This window comes from Thioalkalivibrio nitratireducens DSM 14787, assembly GCF_000321415.2.
In the GTDB taxonomy this organism is placed as follows: domain Bacteria; phylum Pseudomonadota; class Gammaproteobacteria; order Ectothiorhodospirales; family Ectothiorhodospiraceae; genus Thioalkalivibrio; species Thioalkalivibrio nitratireducens.
The window spans coordinates 2593162-2608891 of sequence record NC_019902.2 but is presented as its reverse complement, the minus strand read 5'-3'; the positions used below and the strand labels follow the sequence as shown (position 1 = coordinate 2608891).

Sequence of the window (15730 nt, the reverse complement as noted above, 5' to 3'; positions counted from 1 at the left end):
GGCGTGAACATCGCTCCCGACCGGCTTTCGTCGGCGCTGGACCGGGGCCTGAAGCCGATCTACGTGATCCTCGCGGAGGAGCCGTTGCAGGCACTGGAGGCCGGCGATGCGGTGCGCGCCGCAGCACGTGCCGGCGGCTTTGCCGCGCGCACCGTGCTGGATCTGGCCGCGAGCGGCGACTGGGGCGCATTCGAGGCGGCGGTGCGCGATCGGTCGCTGTTCGCCGAGCGGGGCCTGATCGATCTGCGCCTTCCTTCCGGCAAGCCCGGCCGCACCGGGGCCGAGCAGCTCGCGCGCTACGCCCGCGCGCCGGAACCGGACCTGATCCTGCTGCTGCAGCTGCCGCGGCCGGACCGGGATATGCGCAAGGCGGCCTGGTTCAAGGTGCTGGAACGCGCGGCCGTGATGGTGCATGCGCGGCCGGTGCCGCCGAATCGGCTCGGGGCCTGGATCCGCGAACGCCTGGTGCGGGCGGGCATTGGCATCGAGCCCGAAGCGCTGGCGCTGCTTGCGGCGCGGGTCGAGGGCAACCTGCTCGCCGCGCGGCAGGAAGTGGAGAAGCTCAAGCTGGCCGGGGTCACCGAGATCGACTTGGACACGCTGCGACAGGGCCTGGTCGACGTGGCCCGGTACGATCTGTTCGGCCTTCCGGCGGTCGCGCTGTCCGGGGATACCGCGCGGGCGCTGCGCATGCTGCGCGGAATGCTGGCCGAGGGGCAGCCCGAACCGCTGATTCTTTGGGCCCTGGCACGCGACATCCGCGCCTTGGCGCGGGCATCCGAACGGCGGGCCGCCGGGGAACCGGCGGCACAGGCCACCCGGGGATTCTGGGGTACCGATGCCGCCGCGCTGCGCAGGGCCGTCGATCGTGTCGATCCGGTCGGCGCACGTCGCCTGCTGGTACAGGCCGCGACCGTGGATCGGGTGATCAAGGGCCGGGAAGCGGGCAACGCCGCCAGGCAGTTGGTAGACTTGGTGGCGGCGCTGTCGGGCCGGCCGCTGCTGGCGGCCTGACGCATCGGGGCGGCAAAGGCCGCCGGGGTGGGCGTTCGCCCACCGGGTTCGGGAATGGAGAGTGAGTTGCGATGAGCAGTGCTGCAAGTCTTCGGGCGGCCGAAATCCCCACGGACATCCCCCGCTACATGGCAGATCTCGGCCGGCGCGCGCGTGAGGCCTCGCGCGTCATGGCCGAGGCCGATACCGGGCGCAAGAACACCGCGCTGGCGGCGATTGCCGAGGTGATCCTCGATCAGCGCCGGGAGTTGTCCGACGCCAACCGGCTGGACCTCGACGCCGGCCGGGCGCGGGGTCTGGACGACGCGATGCTCGATCGCCTGACGCTGAACGATGCCCGCATCGACGCGATGGCCGAGGGTTGCCGCCAGGTGGCGACGCTCCCGGACCCGGTTGGCGTGATCACCGACCTGGCCTATCGCCCGAGCGGGATCCAGGTGGGCCGGATGCGTGTGCCGCTGGGCGTGATCGGGATCATCTACGAGTCCCGCCCCAACGTCACCATCGACGCCGCCGTGCTGTGTCTGAAGTCCGGTAATGCGACGATCCTGCGCGGCGGCTCGGAGGCCGCACACTCGAACCGGGCACTCGCGGGCATCATTCAGGCCGGGCTGGTCGCGGCCGGCCTGCCCCGCGATGCGGTGCAGATCGTCGCGACCACGGATCGGGAGGCGGTCGGCGAACTGCTACGCATGGAGCGCGACGTCGACGTGATCGTGCCGCGCGGCGGCAAGGGGCTGATCGAGCGCGTGAGCCGCGAGTCCCGGGTGCCGGTGATCAAGCACCTGGACGGCGTCTGCCACGTCTACATCGACGCCCGCGCCGATGCCGACAAGGCCTTCGCGGTAGCCGTGAACGCGAAAACCCAGCGCTACGGCACCTGCAACACGATGGAGACGCTGCTGGTGCACGCGAGCCGGGCCGACGAGATGCTGCCGCGCCTGGCCGCAAGCTTCGAACGGCACGGGGTGGAACTGCGCGGCTGCGAACGCACGCGCGCGGTGCTTCCGGGGATTCGGGCCGCGACCGACGACGACTGGCGCGAGGAATACCTTGCCCCGGTGCTGGCGATCCGTGTCGTCGATTCGCTCGAGGCCGCGATGGACCACATCAATGCCTATGGTTCGCAGCACACCGACAGCATCGTCACCGAGGACTGGACTGCCGCACGGCGCTTCCTGCGCGCGGTGGATTCCAGCTCGGTGATGGTGAACGCTTCCACCCGCTTCGCCGACGGTTTCGAATACGGCCTTGGTGCCGAGATCGGCATCAGTACCGACAAACTGCACGCCCGGGGCCCGGTCGGGCTCGATGGATTGACGACCCAGAAATTCGTCGTACTCGGAGATGGCCATGTGCGCGGTTGAGCGGGGGCGGCGTTGACGCTCCGTGGTTCGCCCCGGCGAACCCGTCTCCCGGCGGGGCGCGACCGGGGTACGGGAACCCCGTGATCGGTGTTCTCGGTGGCACCTTTGACCCGATCCACTTCGGGCACCTGCGCCCGGCGCTCGAGGTGCACGAGCAGCTGCGGCTCGACGAGCTGCGCTTCGTTCCGTGCCATGTGCCTCCCCACCGCGAAGAGCCGGCAACGCCGGCCCGGCATCGGCTGGCGATGGTCGAGCGGGCGGTCGCCGGCGTGCCCGGCTTTCGGGCCGACCGACGGGAACTGGATCGCGCCGGCCCGTCCTACACCGTGGATACCCTGCGCGATCTGCGGGCCGAGATCGGGCCGCAGGCGCCGCTGGTGCTGATCATGGGCATGGACGCTTTTTCCGGACTGCATACCTGGCACCGGTGGCGGGCGATCCCGGCGCTGGCGCACGTGGTGGTGGCCCATCGACCCGGGGCCGAGACGCCACCCGGCACCGCTTTCCGCCGCGTCGCGGACATCGCCCCGGATCCGGAACCACTGCGGAATCGGCCCTGCGGCCTGTTCCACTTCCAGCCTGTGACCCAGCTCGATATCTCGGCCACTGCCATCCGGGGCGTCCTGCAGACGGGCCGGAGCGCGCGCTACCTGTTGCCGGACAGTGTCTGTGCCTATATCGACGAACATGGCCTCTACCCGGTCATTACCCGGGAAACCCGTTCATCTCAGGAACCGCCCGATGCAAAGTGAACAACTGGTCGAGCTCGTGACCCGTGCGCTGGAAGACATGAAAGGGGAGCAGGTCCGCGTGCTCGACGTGCGCGGCAAGACACCGCTTGCCGACTACATGGTCATCGCCAGCGGCACCTCCAACCGGCACGTGAAATCCCTTGCCGATTCGGTCGCCGTGAAGGCGAAGGAGGCCGGGGTGCAGCCCCTGGGGATCGAGGGGCAGGAGGGTCAGGAATGGGTGCTGGTTGACCTGAACGACGTGATCGTACACGTGATGCTTCCGAAGGTCCGGGACTTCTACCACCTGGAGAAGCTCTGGCTGGCGGAGGATGCCGACGACGAGGCTGCCGCCCGGCAGCTGCCCGGGCCCAGCGTGATCCGGCGCATCCGCCATTGAAAGCGCGTGAAGCGATTCGCGTTGCTGCAGTGGATGAGCCTGAATGCGCCTGTCTGCACTCGGGGATTCCGGTCCGCTTACGCGGGCCGGGCCACCCGCGCGGATTGCCGCACGCCGTGCATCGGAGGGCGGGTGCAGCGACGCCCTTGCGCCGGCAGCGGGCGTTGTCACGCGCCCTGAGGGTCTGCGATGCGACTGCACCTGATCGCGATCGGCCAGCGCATGCCGGGGTGGGTTGCCGAGGGCTTTGCCGAGTACGCGGGACGGATGCCCCGGGACACACCCTTGCAGCTGCAGGCACTCGCCGGGCCGGCGCGCTCGCGAGCCATGGATGCCTCCACGCTGCGCCGTGCCGAAGCACAGGCATTGCTGGCGGCGGTGCCGCCGCAGGCGATCCTGGTCGCATTGGACGAACGCGGTGACCGGGTGGATACCCGGCGCCTGGCAGCGCGGTTCGAACAGTGGCGCCACTCGGGCCGCGACGTGGCGCTGCTGATCGGCGGTGCTGCCGGGCTCGACGCCTCGATCCGCGAGCGTGCCGACTGGATCTGGTCGCTGTCAGCGCTGACTTTTCCGCACATGCTGGTGCGGGTTCTGGTTGCGGAACAGCTCTACCGTGCCTGGTCGGTGCTCGCCAACCATCCGTACCACCGCGCATGACCTGGCCGCTGGTGCTTGCGTCCGCTTCGCCCCGCCGCAGCGAACTGCTGGCGCAACTTGGCGTCGAGTTCACGCTGGCGCCGGCCGACATCGACGAGTCCCCGCGGCCGCGGGAATCTCCGGCGCGGCTGGTGCTGCGCCTGGCACGGAGCAAGGCCGAGGCGATCGCCGGAACCCGGTCGGGCCAGTGGATCCTCGGCGCGGACACGGTGGTCGCGGTCGGCGGCGAAATCCTCGGCAAGCCGGCGGATACGGGCGAGGCCGCTTTGATGCTCGCGCGCCTCTCAGGAAGAGTCCACAGCGTGTACAGCGGCCTCGCGCTGGCTCGCCGGGGCGAGCGAACGCGCGATTGCCGCGTGAAGACGCGCGTCTGGATACGCGAGATCGCACCCGCGGAGATCGCCGCGTATCTGGTGACCGGCGAACCGCTGGGCAAGGCGGGTGCCTACGCGATCCAGGGCCGGGGCGCGGCGTTCGTCCGCTGTCTCGCCGGCTCCTACAGCAACGTGGTGGGCCTGCCGCTGTACGAGCTCGATCGGATGCTTCGGGAACTCCCCGACCCTCCGCAGCGGCGCCTGGCGGGCTGATCCGGATCCGGGAAACGCGCGGGGATTCGCAGGGGCTCAGTCGATGCCCAGCTTCTTCAGCCGATAGCGCATCTGCCGAAAGCTCAGACCCAGCACGCGGGCGGCCGCGGTGCGGTTGCCCGCGGTCTGCGCCAGCGCAGCCTCCAGCGCGCGGCGTTCCTGCTCGGCCAGGTGGTCGTCCAGCGCGACCTGGCCCTCCATGACCGTGGCGGGGTTGCCGCCGGACCCGGTTCCAGCCCTGGAACAGTTCGGAAAATCGAGCGCGCTGCTGTCGATGACCCGCCCGTCCACCATGACCGCGGCGCGCTCCAGTATGTTCTCCAGCTCGCGTACGTTGCCCGGAAACGGATGCTGCCTGAGCCGTGCCAGCGCATCCTCGGACAGCGACAGACCTGGAATCCCCCACTCCCCGGCGATGCGCGCGAGAATGTGCCGCGCCAGTTCCTCGAGATCCTCGTGGCGTTCACGCAGTGGCGGAACCCGCAGCTCCACCACGTTGAGCCGGTAATACAGATCCTGTCGGAAACGTCCTTCCGCGACATCCGCGGCAAGGTCGCGATGGGTCGCCGACAGGATGCGCACGTCGACCGGCTCTTCACGCGATGCGCCCACTGGCTTGATCGCCCGTTCCTGCAGGGCACGCAGCAGCTTTACCTGCAGCGGAAGCGGGAGTTCGGCCACCTCGTCGAGCAACAGGGTGCCGCCGTGCGCTTCGCGGAACAGGCCGACCCGGGTCCGCACCGCGCCGGTGAACGCGCCTTTCTGATGGCCAAAGAACTCACTCTCCATCAGCTCGGCCGGGATCGCACCGCAGTTGACCGGGACGAACGGCCCGCCGGCCCGCGGCCCCAGGCGGTGGATCTCGCGGGCCACCAGTTCCTTACCGGACCCGGACTCTCCCAGGATGATCACCGGTGCCTGGCTGCGGGCCAGGCGTGCCACCCGGTTGCGCAGCTGTACCATCGCTGGCGAACGCCCGAGCAGCGGGTTGGTGGTCGGTGCTCCTTCGCCCGATCCCTGGGCGGACTCCGGTGCGCCACCCGCTCCCAGCCGCAACGCGCTGTCGATGAGTCTGCGCAGCAGGTTCAGATCGACCGGCTTGGTGACAAAGTCGAAGGCCCCCAGTTTCAGTGCCTGCACCGCGGTGTCGATGCTCCCGTGGGCGGTGATGATCGCGACGGGCAGTTCAGGGTATCGATCCTGGATCAGCCGCACCAGCTCCAGCCCATCGCCATCGGGCATGCGCATGTCGGTCAGGCAGAGGTCGAACCGGCGCTCTTCCAGCAGTTCGATCGTCCGGGTCATGCGCGTCGTGGTGGTGGTATCGATGCCCATGCGCTGCAGAGTGATCTCCAGCAGTTCGCAGATATCGGGTTCGTCATCCACCACCAGCACATGCTTGATGCTCATCGAACGTCCTTGGGCACAGGCCTGCTCGCTATCGCCTGGTCGACGGGGTCGGGCGCGCGCCCTCCGCCCGACAAGACGGGGCCGGTACGCGGCGCGACCGGGAACTCCAGCGGCCGGACTCCGCAGCGGGAGAGCCGAATCCCGCCATCAGACGGGGTCGGGAAAGGACGGCAGGCGCCGATGTCTTCCCTTGCGAAGCCCTCACAAAGGATAGGCATCCAGGCCGGTCATTTCGAGTCGCCGAGGTCTGGTGGCCCCCGCTCGGCTGGGGAGGAGCCGTCGTCCACGGGCGCGAACAGGATGCGGAAGCAGCCCCCCTGGGGGTGCTGGACGTATTCCAGAGCGGCCCCGTTGTTCTCGCACAGCAGCCGCGAGATGTACAGGCCAAGCCCGGTACCGCCCGGGGCATGGGACCGGAAGGGTTCGAACAGATCTTCCAGTTGCGCCGGTAAAATGCCGGGGCCCGCGTCGATCACATCGAGGGTTGCGGCCCGGCTGATTTGACCGGCGCCTCCGCGCAGCACGATCGGTCCCTGCCCGGGGTTGTCGTGTCCGCCGTGCACCCGCGCGTTGTGGCACAGGTTCCAGAGCACCTGGTTCAGTTGCAGCGGGTCGAACAACACCTCCGCGTCGGGTGGAGTCACCCGGATGTGCAGTGCATCGCGGCGCAGCTGCAGCGCTCCGCAGAATTCCTCGGCGAAGCGCTCAAGCCGCTCGAGCAGCACCAGCCTGCCGCGTTCTGCGGGCCGCCCGCGCGAGAGACTGAGTACGTTCCGGATTACCTGGTCGACCCGCGCACTCTGGTTCTGGATGATTTCCAGCAGCCGTTTATCGCTCACGGTCAGCTGGGGAGACTCGGCCAGCAACTGCGCGCTGTGGCTGATCGCACCCAGCGGATTGCGGATCTCGTGGGCGATGCTGGCGGTCAGTTTCCCCAGCGACTGCAGCTTGCTCGCATGCGCCTTGCGCTTGATCTCGGTCGCATCCTCGAGGATCAGCAGGGTGCCCTGTTCGCCCGCGAACCCCAGGGGCGCGAGCCGTACTTCCAGTTCCGTCTGCTCGGCATCGCCCGGGAACTGCACCGACAATGGAAGCCTCGGCTCACGCTGCCATTGGCGCAGCGCGTCGGCAAGGCGGGGCGAGAGCTCCTGCAGCGTACGCCCGGCTCGCGGGGGAAGGAGGCGGCGTGCTGCCTCGTTGATGCTCCGGATCCGGCCGTTGCGCTCGACCGCGATCACCCCGGCACCCATGCGCGCGACGATCTGGGCATTGAGTTCTGCGAGGCTGGCGAGATCCTCCTCCTGCCGGGCCAGCTGGTCCTCGCTGATGCCGGCCCTGCGTGCCAGGCGCCAGACCATGATCACCGCGACGAACAGCGTCGCTCCGAGCAGGCCCGTCTGGGTCGGGGCGGGCGTGAACGCCCACGCCAGTTTCGGTCCGATCACCAGTTCGGTGATCAGCAGCATCAGCGTGGCCAGCGCGGCGACGAACAGGCTGATCCGGCCGCTCGTCATCGCCGCAGTGGCCGCTACGGCTGGAATGAGCAACAGTCCCAGCCCGGTTTCTACCCCGCCCGCGGTGAGCAGGACGAGGCTGATCGCGAGGATGTCGCCCAGGGCCCCGCCGATCACCTGGTATTCGAGCAGCGGGGCGGGTGCCTGTGCCGATTCGCGGGCCAGCACCGCGAGCACCATCGCGAACGCGAGGTAGCCGGCGGCGACGAACTGAAACCCCGGTGTCGACGCCGGCACGAATCCCGGATCGCCGGGAGCGATCGTGCCGAGCCACAGCAGGAAGGACGCGACGAAGAGCCGGTAGAGCCCGATCAGCCAGAGCGAGTGCGGGGTGTCGACCGGGGTCTTCAACGCGGAATCAGTCGTCGTCGCGGCTGCGGGCGTCCTCCAGCGCATGCTCGCGGGAGCAGTACACGCGCTCGCCCGCCCGGTACGCCTCGAGGTGGGGCACATGGACACCGCAGTGGGCGCAGCGCACGACCGGGCCCTGCTGCTTGACCCGTTCGGGCGGAACTGCGGGAGCCCCCTTTCCGGAGCTCCGGAGCAGGGTGCGCACGATCAGGAACACGCCGACGATGGCGGCGACAAGCAGCAGGATCCTCATGGCCGAATTCTAGCCGATCGTAGCCGGTTCGTGGCGTTCGGCGCGCAGGCAGTTCGAAGCGAGTAGTGCCAAGGGATGATTGAGTCTGGTGGCTTGGGCGATTACCTTGAATACCCGTAAGGCGTTACCGGTAATTGCCTGATCGCGGGTTGTTGGTGCGCTTTGCTGTTGCTCCTTATTGCTCGCTGTATACATGGTACATCACATCACATCACGTTTCGGGAGTTATGATTATGGATCTTCTTGGTGGCCTTTTAGGGCCGATTCTGGGTCTGCTCCAGCCGGTTCTTTCGCTTGTTGGGAACCTTCTGGGGGGCGGGCTGCTGGGCGGTCTCCTGTAATTTCGCCGTAGCCCAGCCGAACTGCCGGTGCAGTTCGGCGCGGGGCCCGGATGTGTTGTTGGCATCCGGGCCCCGTTTGTGTTGGTGCCTTTAGGTAGCGGGGGGGGTGATTCGGATCACACTCAGGGGCGGAATGTCACCAGGGAAGACATACTGCGCCGGTCACCCCGGGGCGGGAAGCATGCAATTGCGGGCGTGCGGCGGAAAAAAACAGCAGCCTTCCTCTCGGCGGATGCCGACAGAGAGGCTGCCGAGGCAGCCGATCCGGCCGTAGCCGGATCGGCTGGGGTGGGTCAGGCCAGCAGCGGGCCGAGCAGGCCGCCGAGTGCGTTGACGACACCGATCAGCAGGCCGTTCACGCCTGCGGCGATCGCGGCCAACGCCGGCATGGCGGCGTCTACGGTGATGGAACCAAGGGCGCCCAGGTTGACGGTGGCGTCGGCGCCGCCGCGGGCTTGTTTCATTTCATGGCTATCCAACTGACGAATCATGAGAGTAGCGCTCCTATCGAATTTTTGGGTGTTTGTCCACGCCAGCCCAGCTGACACCATTAATATTAGGAAGGGCTTTGTTCAGCCGTCAACCATATGTGGGAAGTAACTTGTATATAGCACCTAGGTACGATATACAAAAGGGCAGTATCCCTGCGATGCTTCAGCGCATGGTGCGGACTGGTCATGCGGGATGTCGGCGGACCCTTGACGCGTCGATTCCATCCAACCGCTGTTTCGCTGCATCTTGGTTCGCCTGCGCGAGCCGAGCCGAAACGCACGCTGACGATGTGCAAGCAACAATACTTGCAGGGGTGAACTGGTATGGTGCCGAATTCGCGAAGAGGCAAACAGGCCGTGGGGGCCTGTGGCCTGGTGCTCGTTTCCTGGCTGATGCTGGCGCTGGCGGCGCCTTCTGCGGGGGCTGACAGGCTGCCCGTGCTCGATCTGGAACAGGTTGTGCTTCGGGCACTGGAAAACAACCCGGGGGTTCGGGAAGCGAAGTGGGATCTGGAAGCGGCCGATGCGCGGGTGCGCGCGCAGGAATCGGCCTACTGGCCTTCGGTCTCGATCACCACCTCCGGCGAGCGGACGACGCTGAACCAGGCGTCGCCGGTCGAGGCTCGGCCCTTCCTGGACTTTTCGGTGCTCGACCCGTCGCTCGGGCAGGTTCCGGTGGCTGAGGCCGAGCGCGACCTCTCCGGGTTCACGCGGTACGTGGGAGCCGTCAGCGTCGAATACCTGCTGCTCGATTTCGGCCGCCGCCAGCACGGGCTCGCGGCGGCCCGGAGCGACCGGCAGGCCCTGGATTCGTCCCTCGACAGCGTGCAGGTCGATACGGTGCTGACGGTCGCGCAGCATTATTTCGAGATCCTGCACCTGCGCGCGCTCCTGGACGTGCAGGAGGAGTCGTTGACGCGCCTGCGCGAGGCTGCCCGAATGGCGCGGCGGCTGGAACGGGCAGGGCGTGTGAGTGCCGGCGACATCGCGCGCGCCGACGCCGATGTTGCGCGCGCCGAGGTGGAGGTCACGAGCCTGCGCAACGACCTTCAGGGCAACATGCTGCGCTTGCGGCAGGCGATGGGTCTCGAACCTGGCGAATTCGAGTTCGACATCGCCGGGCACAGCCGGATGATCGATCCGGCCGACCTCGCCGAGCGGCTTCCGGATGAGGACACGCTGAACCAGCATCCGCGGCTGGCGGGGCAGGCGCATGCGGTCGCGGCGCAGCGCGAGCGGGTGCGGCGACTGCTGGCCGATCGCTACCCCTCGCTGCAGCTTACGGGCAATTACAGCGTCCAGAAGTTTGCCAGTGGCGGAACCGCCCCCAACTACACCGTAGGCATGCAGCTGCGATGGGATGTCTTCGATGGCGGGCTCCGGAGCGCCAGGGTCTCCGAGGCGCGTGCCCGAGTGATCGCCGAATCGGAACGCTCGCAGGCGCTGCGCCAGCAGGTGGTCACCGACATCCGCGATGCCCAGCAGGACCTGCAGGAAGCGTCGGAGCGGATCGAACTCACTCGCAAGGCCCTTGCCGCTGCTGAACTTGATCTGCAGCTCGCGCGCAGCGGATACCGGGAAGGCATCCGAACCTTCTACGATCTCTCGCTGGCCGAGACCGCGTACCGCGAGGCGTCGGCACGTTCCGTCGGAGCTGAGTTTGACCGCCAGCAGGCAATCGTGCGCCTGTATTGGGCGATCGGCGGTTTGGATGATGATGGTCCGGCGGGATCGTTCTGACCGCAGGGAAGTTGCGATGCTGCAGACGGGATCGTGGTACCGCCGGCTCCTGAACTTCTGGGGGACCGGCGGATTTTCTCTGCGGGCGGCGGCCATCGCTGCCGGACTCGGGGTCGTGCTGCTTGTGCTGGTTCTGCTGCCGGCCAGCGGTACGCGGCTGCCCGACGGCGTAGCCGGAACCCCGGTAGTCGAGAGCGATCTCCTGCTGGAGGTTCGCGCGCAGGGAGTCCTGCGCGCCCGGGGTCAGATCGCGGTGCATCCTCAGGTTACCGGGGTCGTGGCCGAAGTGGCCGACGGCGTCGCGGCCGGCGATGACCGCGTTCGGTCCGGCGCCTGGCTGGTCCGGATCGAGGACACCGATCTACGCCTGGCATTCGAGGAGGCCCAGTCGGCCTGGCTGGCGGCTCAAGGAGATGCGGCGGCGGCGCGCGGCCGGGCGCAGCGCGCGCGGCAGGAACGCGAGCGCTCGGAGCGCCTGCTCCGGGAACGGTTGATCCCGCGGGACGAACGCGACCAGGCCGTCGCGAACCAGGAGGAACTGGAGACAGCGCTGGAGATTGCCGAGGCGCACGTCGAGCAGGCACGAATCCGGCGCGACCGCGCCGCCGAGAACCTGCAGCGCAGCGTGGTCGCCAGCCCGATTGACGGCGTGCTGCTGAGTCTGTTCGCGGAACCGGGGCAGCCGGTGTCGCCCGCCGGCGGCCAGCCGCTGTTCGAGGTGGCCCCGAGCCTCGAAGCTCTCGAGCTGCGGCTGGAAGTGAACGAGGCCGATATCGGGCGCGTGGCTTCGGGGCAGTCGGTCCGATTTACCGTCGAGGCTTTTCCGGGCAGGGAGTTTCCTGGCCAAGTGCGCAGCGTGCGTGCCGGAGGGCAGCGGCAAGGCGGCATCACCGTGTACGACGTGGTGGTCAATGTGGATAACGCCGATCGCGAGCTGTTCCCGGGGATGTCCGCACAGGCCCGGATCGAAACGGGCCGTTCGGGCCGGTTGCCGGTGATTCCGCTGAAAGCGCTGCTGTACCGTCCCGATCCCGCGGTGCTGCGGGGGCACGAAGGCGAGCTCGAACGCTTGCGCGCATCGGGCAAGGCCGTGATCTGGACCTCCGGACCTCGAGGCGAATTGCATCCGGTGGGGGTGCGCCTCGGGGTACAGGATGAATCCCAGGTCGCGCTGGTCGACGCGTGGGAGCATGGTGACGATGTCCTCGTCCTCTACCGGGAGTGACCGCGCGCCGGGTCCGGTGCTCGAACTGGTCGATGTCGTCAAGGGTTTCTCCGTCGGCGGGCACCGCGTGGAACCCCTGCGCGGGGTTTCGCTGGCGGTGCAGCCGGGCGATTACAGCGCGATCATTGGGCCTTCCGGGTCGGGAAAATCGACGCTATTGCACGTGCTGGGGTGTCTCGAGCGGCCGGACAGGGGCGAAGTCATCGTTGGCGGCCGCTCGGTTCAGACGCTCGACGACGAGGCGCTGTCCATCTTTCGGGGACGCACGCTGGGCTTCGTTTTCCAGCGATTTCATCTGGTCGACCGCATGACCGCATTGCGCAACGTGGAGATGCCGCTGGATTACCGTGCCGACCTCAGCCGTGCCGAGCGGCGCACCCGGGCGGAGGCAGCGCTCGCCCAGGTCGGGCTTGCCGCGCATGCCGGGCATCGGCCGCGCCAGCTCTCGGGCGGGCAGCAGCAGCGTGTCGCGATCGCCCGTGCGCTCGCGGCGCGGCCCCGGATCCTGCTGCTGGACGAACCCACCGGCAATCTGGATCCGGAAACCGGCGCGGAGGTTTTGTCGATCGTCCGGGATCTACGCAGGCGCGAGCCGCAGATGGCCGTGATCCTGGTGACGCATGACCACGACCTCGCGGCCCGGGCGGAACGCTGTTACCGTCTCGACGCCGGGAAGCTCTGGCCGGTGGCGAGCGCCGGTGCGGACAGGGCCGGCGGTCAGATGCTGAGGGCATTGTGATGAGCGGATCCGGGATCCCGGCGGTGCTGACTGACGCCATGGCGTTGCTGCGCGAGCACAAGACCCGCAGCGGCCTGACGATCCTGGGGATCGCGGTCGGCGTGTGGGCGGTCGTCACGCTGCTCGCGATCGGCTTCGGCGCCCGTGCCTACATCGAGGGGCAGGTGGCCGTGCTCGGCTCCGACCTGCTGATCGTGACCCCGGGAAACGTGCAGGATCCGACGAGCTTTTTCAACCCGCTGATCGCCGAGAGCCTGACCGTGCGCGATGCCGAGCGGCTGCGCAATTCGATTCCCGGGGTCCTGCGCGTCGCGCCGGTCTCGCAGCTGCAGGGCGAGGTCCGCTACGGAGACCGGCGGGCGGTGGCAAGCCTGGTCGGTACTACGCCCGACTACCTCGGGCTGCGCGACCTGCGGGTCGACATCGGCAGGCCGTTGACCGCTGCCGACGAGCGTGCCGGTGCCCCGGTCGCGGTGCTCGGAGCCGAACTCGCGGAGCGGCTGTTCGGCAACCGTCCGGCGGTCGGCCAGACGGTGCGGTTCCAGGGGCAGTCGGTCGAGGTGGTCGGCGTGCTGTCGCGCCGCGACGACGCCGCGCTCGGCCAGGGTCAGGACAGCGATCTGTTCGCTCCGGTCAGCTTCGTGCAGCGGTCGATCGCGGGCGTGCGCCATGTCCAGTACCTGATGGTCCAGCCCGTCTCGCGCGAGGCGAAGGACGAGGTCGCGCTGGCGATCGAACTCTACCTGCTGACCAAGAACACCGCGCTGTCGCACGGCGGCCCGATCTACACAGTCACCGACATGGGGCAGATCGCCAGCCTCGCCGGCCGCCTGACCGCCGCGATGACCTGGACGCTCGCCAGCATCGCCGCGGTCAGCCTGGTGGTCGGCGGGATCGGCGTGATGAACGTGATGCTGGCATCGGTCAGCGAGCGGGTCGGCGAGATCGGTATCCGCCGCGCGGTCGGCGCCAATGCCGGCCAGATCCGGATCCAGTTCATCGGCGAGGCTGCATTGCTGACGCTGCTCGGCGGTTTTCTGGGCATGCTGTTCGCCGCCGGCAGCATCGTGCTGCTCAACCAGATGCTGCCCTGGCAGGGCCAGATGGAGTCCGGCGTGGTGCTGCTCGTGCTGCTGTTCTCGGCCGCGATCGGCGGCTTCTTCGGTTATTACCCGGCGCACAAGGCGGCGTCGCTGTCCCCTATGGAGGCCCTTCGTTATGACTGAAACCGCGTTCCGGCCCTCGGCGTCCGCCGGGGAGGCCTGGCGTCTGTTGCTCGCTTTCGTTACACGCCCGCGCAGCACGCTGCGCAGCCTCGACGACGGCCTGGGGCAACTCCTGGCCGGGTGGCTGCTGTTGTTCGGCATCGTGCTGGTCAACGTGCTGGTCGGCCTGCTGGTCGGTCGCGACGATGCCGCGGGGCGCCTGCTCGAGGCCGTGCGCACCGCAGTGCTGGTCGCGCTGCTGGTGCCGAGCGTGTTCTGGCTATTGCTGCGCGGACTGACCCCGTGGCACGGCGGCTGGCAGCGTCTGCACGTCGCGGTGATTCTCGCGATGCTTCCGCTGGCACTGGGTTCGGTTCCGGTGCTGGGGCTGGTCGCCGCGGGCGCGATGTTCGCGCTGCTGCTGTTGATCCCGCTCGACGTCGCGCAGCAGCCGCCGCTGCGGGCGGTGGTGCTCTGGCTGCTCATGCTGGGCGGATTGGTCGCGGTGGCGCTGGCGTACAACCGCATCGCCGGCGCGTTCTGATGCCGCGGTCGGTACTGAACCGGCTGCTGCGGCCGCCGGCGGATTTCCGACGGGTCCAGCGCCAGTCCTGGCCGGAATCCTGCGGCGCGGCTGCGCTGGCCACGCTGCTCGCCGAGGTCCACGCGCTGCCGGTGACCGAAGCCGACGTGCTCGAACGCCTGGGTACGCGGAAGGTGGTCGGTCTCGACCAGTTGCAGCAGGTTTGCGCGCAGTACGGGCTGCGGGCGTTCGGCTATGCGCTGGACTGGGACGGCCTCGGCCGCGCGGGAAGGCCGGCGCTGCTGCACCTGCCGGGGGCTTCCGCCGTCGGCCATTTCGCGGTGCTGCGCGGTATCGGCCCGGCGCGGGTCTGGCTGGCGGATCCCGCGCGCGGCAACCTGCGGCTTGCGCGGTCGCAGTTCCTCCGCCGCTGGGCGCCGCGCGGGGCGGAGGGACGGGCGCTCTACGTCGCGGCGCCGGAGGCCGACTGGCTGCCGCTGGGCGAAGAGGCGCTGCGGGCGCCGCCGGTCGCGGACGAGGACTGGTTTCCGGCGCGGCAATCGCCGCAGCGCGATGGCGTGCCGGACATGGACGACTAGCCTGCGGCCAGCCGGGACGCGAGCGGCAGCGACAGCGCGAAGCCGAGCGCGAGCCCCGGGGCGAAAGGAATGCGCACCGTGCGCGGGTCGGGGACCGGCCCTCCGGCCCGGGATACCCAGCGGTAGACCGACGGCATGAACTGGATGCGCCAGAACAGCGACCAGCCGGCGAAGACGATCACGGCCGCGAATGCGCCGACGACAAAGGCCCAGAGCAGCGCGGTGAGACCACCGAGTAGCGCCATCGCCGCGAGCAGCTTCACGTCGCCGGCCCCGAGCCGCCCGAGCGCGTAGCCGGGCAGCGTCAAGACGAGCGCAAGGCCGAACGCGAGCAATGCAGAACCAGGCGATGCCTGATGCAGCAGCGTCTCGCCACGCAGCAACAGAACCAACGCCCCCACGCCGGCAGCGCCGAGCGTGAGTGCGTTGGGAAGGCGCCGTGTATGCAGATCGAGCCAGCCGCAAAGCGCGGCCCAGGCGACTGCCGCGACCGCGATCATGCCTTGCGTCGCGCGGCCGGCGGGCCGTTCCGTGGCACCGGGAGCCCGGGGATCAAGGCGGGGACCCTCCGGGTTCCGTG

Annotated in this window: 17 protein-coding genes; 12 read left to right on the top strand and 5 right to left on the bottom strand. The window is 68.8% G+C overall.

Annotated elements, in window-relative coordinates; genetic code table 11:
* Positions 1 to 3 precede the first annotated feature (3 nt).
* The 6 genes from holA (at position 4) to TVNIR_RS11855 (ending at position 4759) form a co-directional block, all read left to right on the top strand.
* Entirely contained in the window at positions 4 to 1014 is a 1011-nt protein-coding gene (holA, locus tag TVNIR_RS11880; protein ID WP_015259281.1) for a DNA polymerase III subunit delta, read from the top strand.
* Between the two features lie 128 nt (positions 1015 to 1142).
* Complete coding sequence (locus TVNIR_RS11875) at positions 1143 to 2381, top strand: glutamate-5-semialdehyde dehydrogenase (protein WP_043740620.1); 1239 nt, start codon at positions 1143 to 1145, stop codon at positions 2379 to 2381.
* An 80-nt stretch (positions 2382 to 2461) separates the two neighbouring features.
* Entirely contained in the window at positions 2462 to 3133 is a 672-nt protein-coding gene (gene nadD, locus TVNIR_RS11870; protein ID WP_015259279.1) for a nicotinate-nucleotide adenylyltransferase, read from the top strand.
* Entirely contained in the window at positions 3123 to 3512 is a 390-nt protein-coding gene (gene rsfS, locus TVNIR_RS11865) for a ribosome silencing factor (protein ID WP_015259278.1), read from the top strand. Before nadD ends, rsfS begins: the two co-directional genes overlap by 11 nt.
* Positions 3513 to 3701: 189 nt before the next feature.
* On the top strand, positions 3702 to 4172 hold the full coding sequence (gene rlmH / locus TVNIR_RS11860) for a 23S rRNA (pseudouridine(1915)-N(3))-methyltransferase RlmH (protein ID WP_015259277.1): 471 nt from the start codon (positions 3702 to 3704) through the stop codon (positions 4170 to 4172).
* Positions 4169 to 4759, top strand: a complete 591-nt coding sequence (locus TVNIR_RS11855; RefSeq protein WP_015259276.1) for a Maf family protein — start codon at positions 4169 to 4171, stop codon at positions 4757 to 4759. Before rlmH ends, TVNIR_RS11855 begins: the two co-directional genes overlap by 4 nt.
* Before the next feature lie 36 nt (positions 4760 to 4795).
* Here TVNIR_RS11855 and TVNIR_RS11850 read toward each other — a convergent pair whose 3' ends face one another.
* From TVNIR_RS11850 to TVNIR_RS11835, 4 genes are all read right to left on the bottom strand, one after another.
* Positions 4796 to 6169, bottom strand: coding sequence for a sigma-54-dependent transcriptional regulator (locus TVNIR_RS11850; RefSeq protein WP_015259275.1), 1374 nt, complete (start codon positions 6167 to 6169; stop codon positions 4796 to 4798).
* Between the two features lie 227 nt (positions 6170 to 6396).
* Entirely contained in the window at positions 6397 to 8079 is a 1683-nt protein-coding gene (locus TVNIR_RS11845) for a sensor histidine kinase (protein ID WP_043739685.1), read from the bottom strand.
* A complete protein-coding gene (locus TVNIR_RS11840; RefSeq protein WP_015259273.1) occupies positions 8042 to 8287 on the bottom strand; it encodes a PP0621 family protein in 246 nt (81 codons plus the stop codon). Before TVNIR_RS11840 ends, TVNIR_RS11845 begins: the two co-directional genes overlap by 38 nt.
* Positions 8288 to 8921: 634 nt before the next feature.
* The gene (locus tag TVNIR_RS11835; RefSeq protein WP_015259272.1) at positions 8922 to 9119 is read right to left on the bottom strand and encodes a hypothetical protein; all 198 of its coding nucleotides are present in this window, start codon (positions 9117 to 9119) and stop codon (positions 8922 to 8924) included.
* 324 nt (positions 9120 to 9443) lie between these two features.
* On the opposite strand from TVNIR_RS11835, the gene TVNIR_RS11830 reads away from it, so the two are divergent.
* Genes TVNIR_RS11830 through TVNIR_RS11805 form a run of 6 tightly spaced genes read left to right on the top strand, consistent with a single transcriptional unit; the run spans position 9444 to position 15150 of the window.
* Positions 9444 to 10859 (top strand): TolC family protein, encoded by a 1416-nt coding sequence (locus TVNIR_RS11830; RefSeq protein ID WP_052316641.1) that lies wholly within the window; start codon positions 9444 to 9446, stop codon positions 10857 to 10859.
* 16 nt (positions 10860 to 10875) lie between these two features.
* Positions 10876 to 12084 carry an efflux RND transporter periplasmic adaptor subunit gene (locus TVNIR_RS11825; protein WP_015259269.1) on the top strand — a complete coding sequence of 403 codons (1209 nt, stop codon included), beginning with the start codon at positions 10876 to 10878 and terminating at the stop codon, positions 12082 to 12084.
* Entirely contained in the window at positions 12059 to 12823 is a 765-nt protein-coding gene (locus TVNIR_RS11820; RefSeq protein ID WP_043740618.1) for an ABC transporter ATP-binding protein, read from the top strand. The genes TVNIR_RS11825 and TVNIR_RS11820 overlap by 26 nt, the downstream gene beginning before the upstream one ends.
* Positions 12823 to 14049 carry an ABC transporter permease gene (locus TVNIR_RS11815; RefSeq protein ID WP_015259267.1) on the top strand — a complete coding sequence of 409 codons (1227 nt, stop codon included), beginning with the start codon at positions 12823 to 12825 and terminating at the stop codon, positions 14047 to 14049. Before TVNIR_RS11820 ends, TVNIR_RS11815 begins: the two co-directional genes overlap by 1 nt.
* Entirely contained in the window at positions 14042 to 14572 is a 531-nt protein-coding gene (locus TVNIR_RS11810; RefSeq protein WP_015259266.1) for a hypothetical protein, read from the top strand. The genes TVNIR_RS11815 and TVNIR_RS11810 overlap by 8 nt, the downstream gene beginning before the upstream one ends.
* The gene (locus TVNIR_RS11805; RefSeq protein WP_015259265.1) at positions 14572 to 15150 is read left to right on the top strand and encodes a C39 family peptidase; all 579 of its coding nucleotides are present in this window, start codon (positions 14572 to 14574) and stop codon (positions 15148 to 15150) included. Before TVNIR_RS11810 ends, TVNIR_RS11805 begins: the two co-directional genes overlap by 1 nt.
* On the opposite strand, the gene TVNIR_RS11800 is transcribed toward TVNIR_RS11805, so the two are convergent.
* On the bottom strand, positions 15147 to 15650 hold the full coding sequence (locus TVNIR_RS11800; protein WP_015259264.1) for a prepilin peptidase: 504 nt from the start codon (positions 15648 to 15650) through the stop codon (positions 15147 to 15149). The two genes, TVNIR_RS11805 and TVNIR_RS11800, sit on opposite strands and share 4 nt — an antisense overlap.
* Positions 15651 to 15730 lie beyond the last annotated feature (80 nt).

Bases quoted from the DNA above. Each gene is read 5' to 3' on its own strand.
- TVNIR_RS11875 (WP_043740620.1), top strand. From the start codon at position 1,143: ATGGCAGATCTCGGCCGGCGCGCGCGTGAGGCCTCGCGCGTCATGGCC.
- rsfS (WP_015259278.1), top strand. From the start codon at position 3,123: ATGCAAAGTGAACAACTGGTCGAGCTCGTGACCCGTGCGCTGGAAGAC.
- rlmH (WP_015259277.1), top strand. From the start codon at position 3,702: ATGCGACTGCACCTGATCGCGATCGGCCAGCGCATGCCGGGGTGGGTT.
- TVNIR_RS11855 (WP_015259276.1), top strand. From the start codon at position 4,169: ATGACCTGGCCGCTGGTGCTTGCGTCCGCTTCGCCCCGCCGCAGCGAA.
- TVNIR_RS11850 (WP_015259275.1), bottom strand. From the start codon at position 6,169: ATGAGCATCAAGCATGTGCTGGTGGTGGATGACGAACCCGATATCTGC.
- TVNIR_RS11845 (WP_043739685.1), bottom strand. From the start codon at position 8,079: ATGCGCTGGAGGACGCCCGCAGCCGCGACGACGACTGATTCCGCGTTG.
- TVNIR_RS11840 (WP_015259273.1), bottom strand. From the start codon at position 8,287: ATGAGGATCCTGCTGCTTGTCGCCGCCATCGTCGGCGTGTTCCTGATC.
- TVNIR_RS11835 (WP_015259272.1), bottom strand. From the start codon at position 9,119: ATGATTCGTCAGTTGGATAGCCATGAAATGAAACAAGCCCGCGGCGGC.
- TVNIR_RS11830 (WP_052316641.1), top strand. From the start codon at position 9,444: ATGGTGCCGAATTCGCGAAGAGGCAAACAGGCCGTGGGGGCCTGTGGC.
- TVNIR_RS11825 (WP_015259269.1), top strand. From the start codon at position 10,876: ATGCTGCAGACGGGATCGTGGTACCGCCGGCTCCTGAACTTCTGGGGG.
- TVNIR_RS11820 (WP_043740618.1), top strand. From the start codon at position 12,059: ATGTCCTCGTCCTCTACCGGGAGTGACCGCGCGCCGGGTCCGGTGCTC.
- TVNIR_RS11815 (WP_015259267.1), top strand. From the start codon at position 12,823: ATGAGCGGATCCGGGATCCCGGCGGTGCTGACTGACGCCATGGCGTTG.
- TVNIR_RS11810 (WP_015259266.1), top strand. From the start codon at position 14,042: ATGACTGAAACCGCGTTCCGGCCCTCGGCGTCCGCCGGGGAGGCCTGG.
- TVNIR_RS11805 (WP_015259265.1), top strand. From the start codon at position 14,572: ATGCCGCGGTCGGTACTGAACCGGCTGCTGCGGCCGCCGGCGGATTTC.
- TVNIR_RS11800 (WP_015259264.1), bottom strand. From the start codon at position 15,650: ATGATCGCGGTCGCGGCAGTCGCCTGGGCCGCGCTTTGCGGCTGGCTC.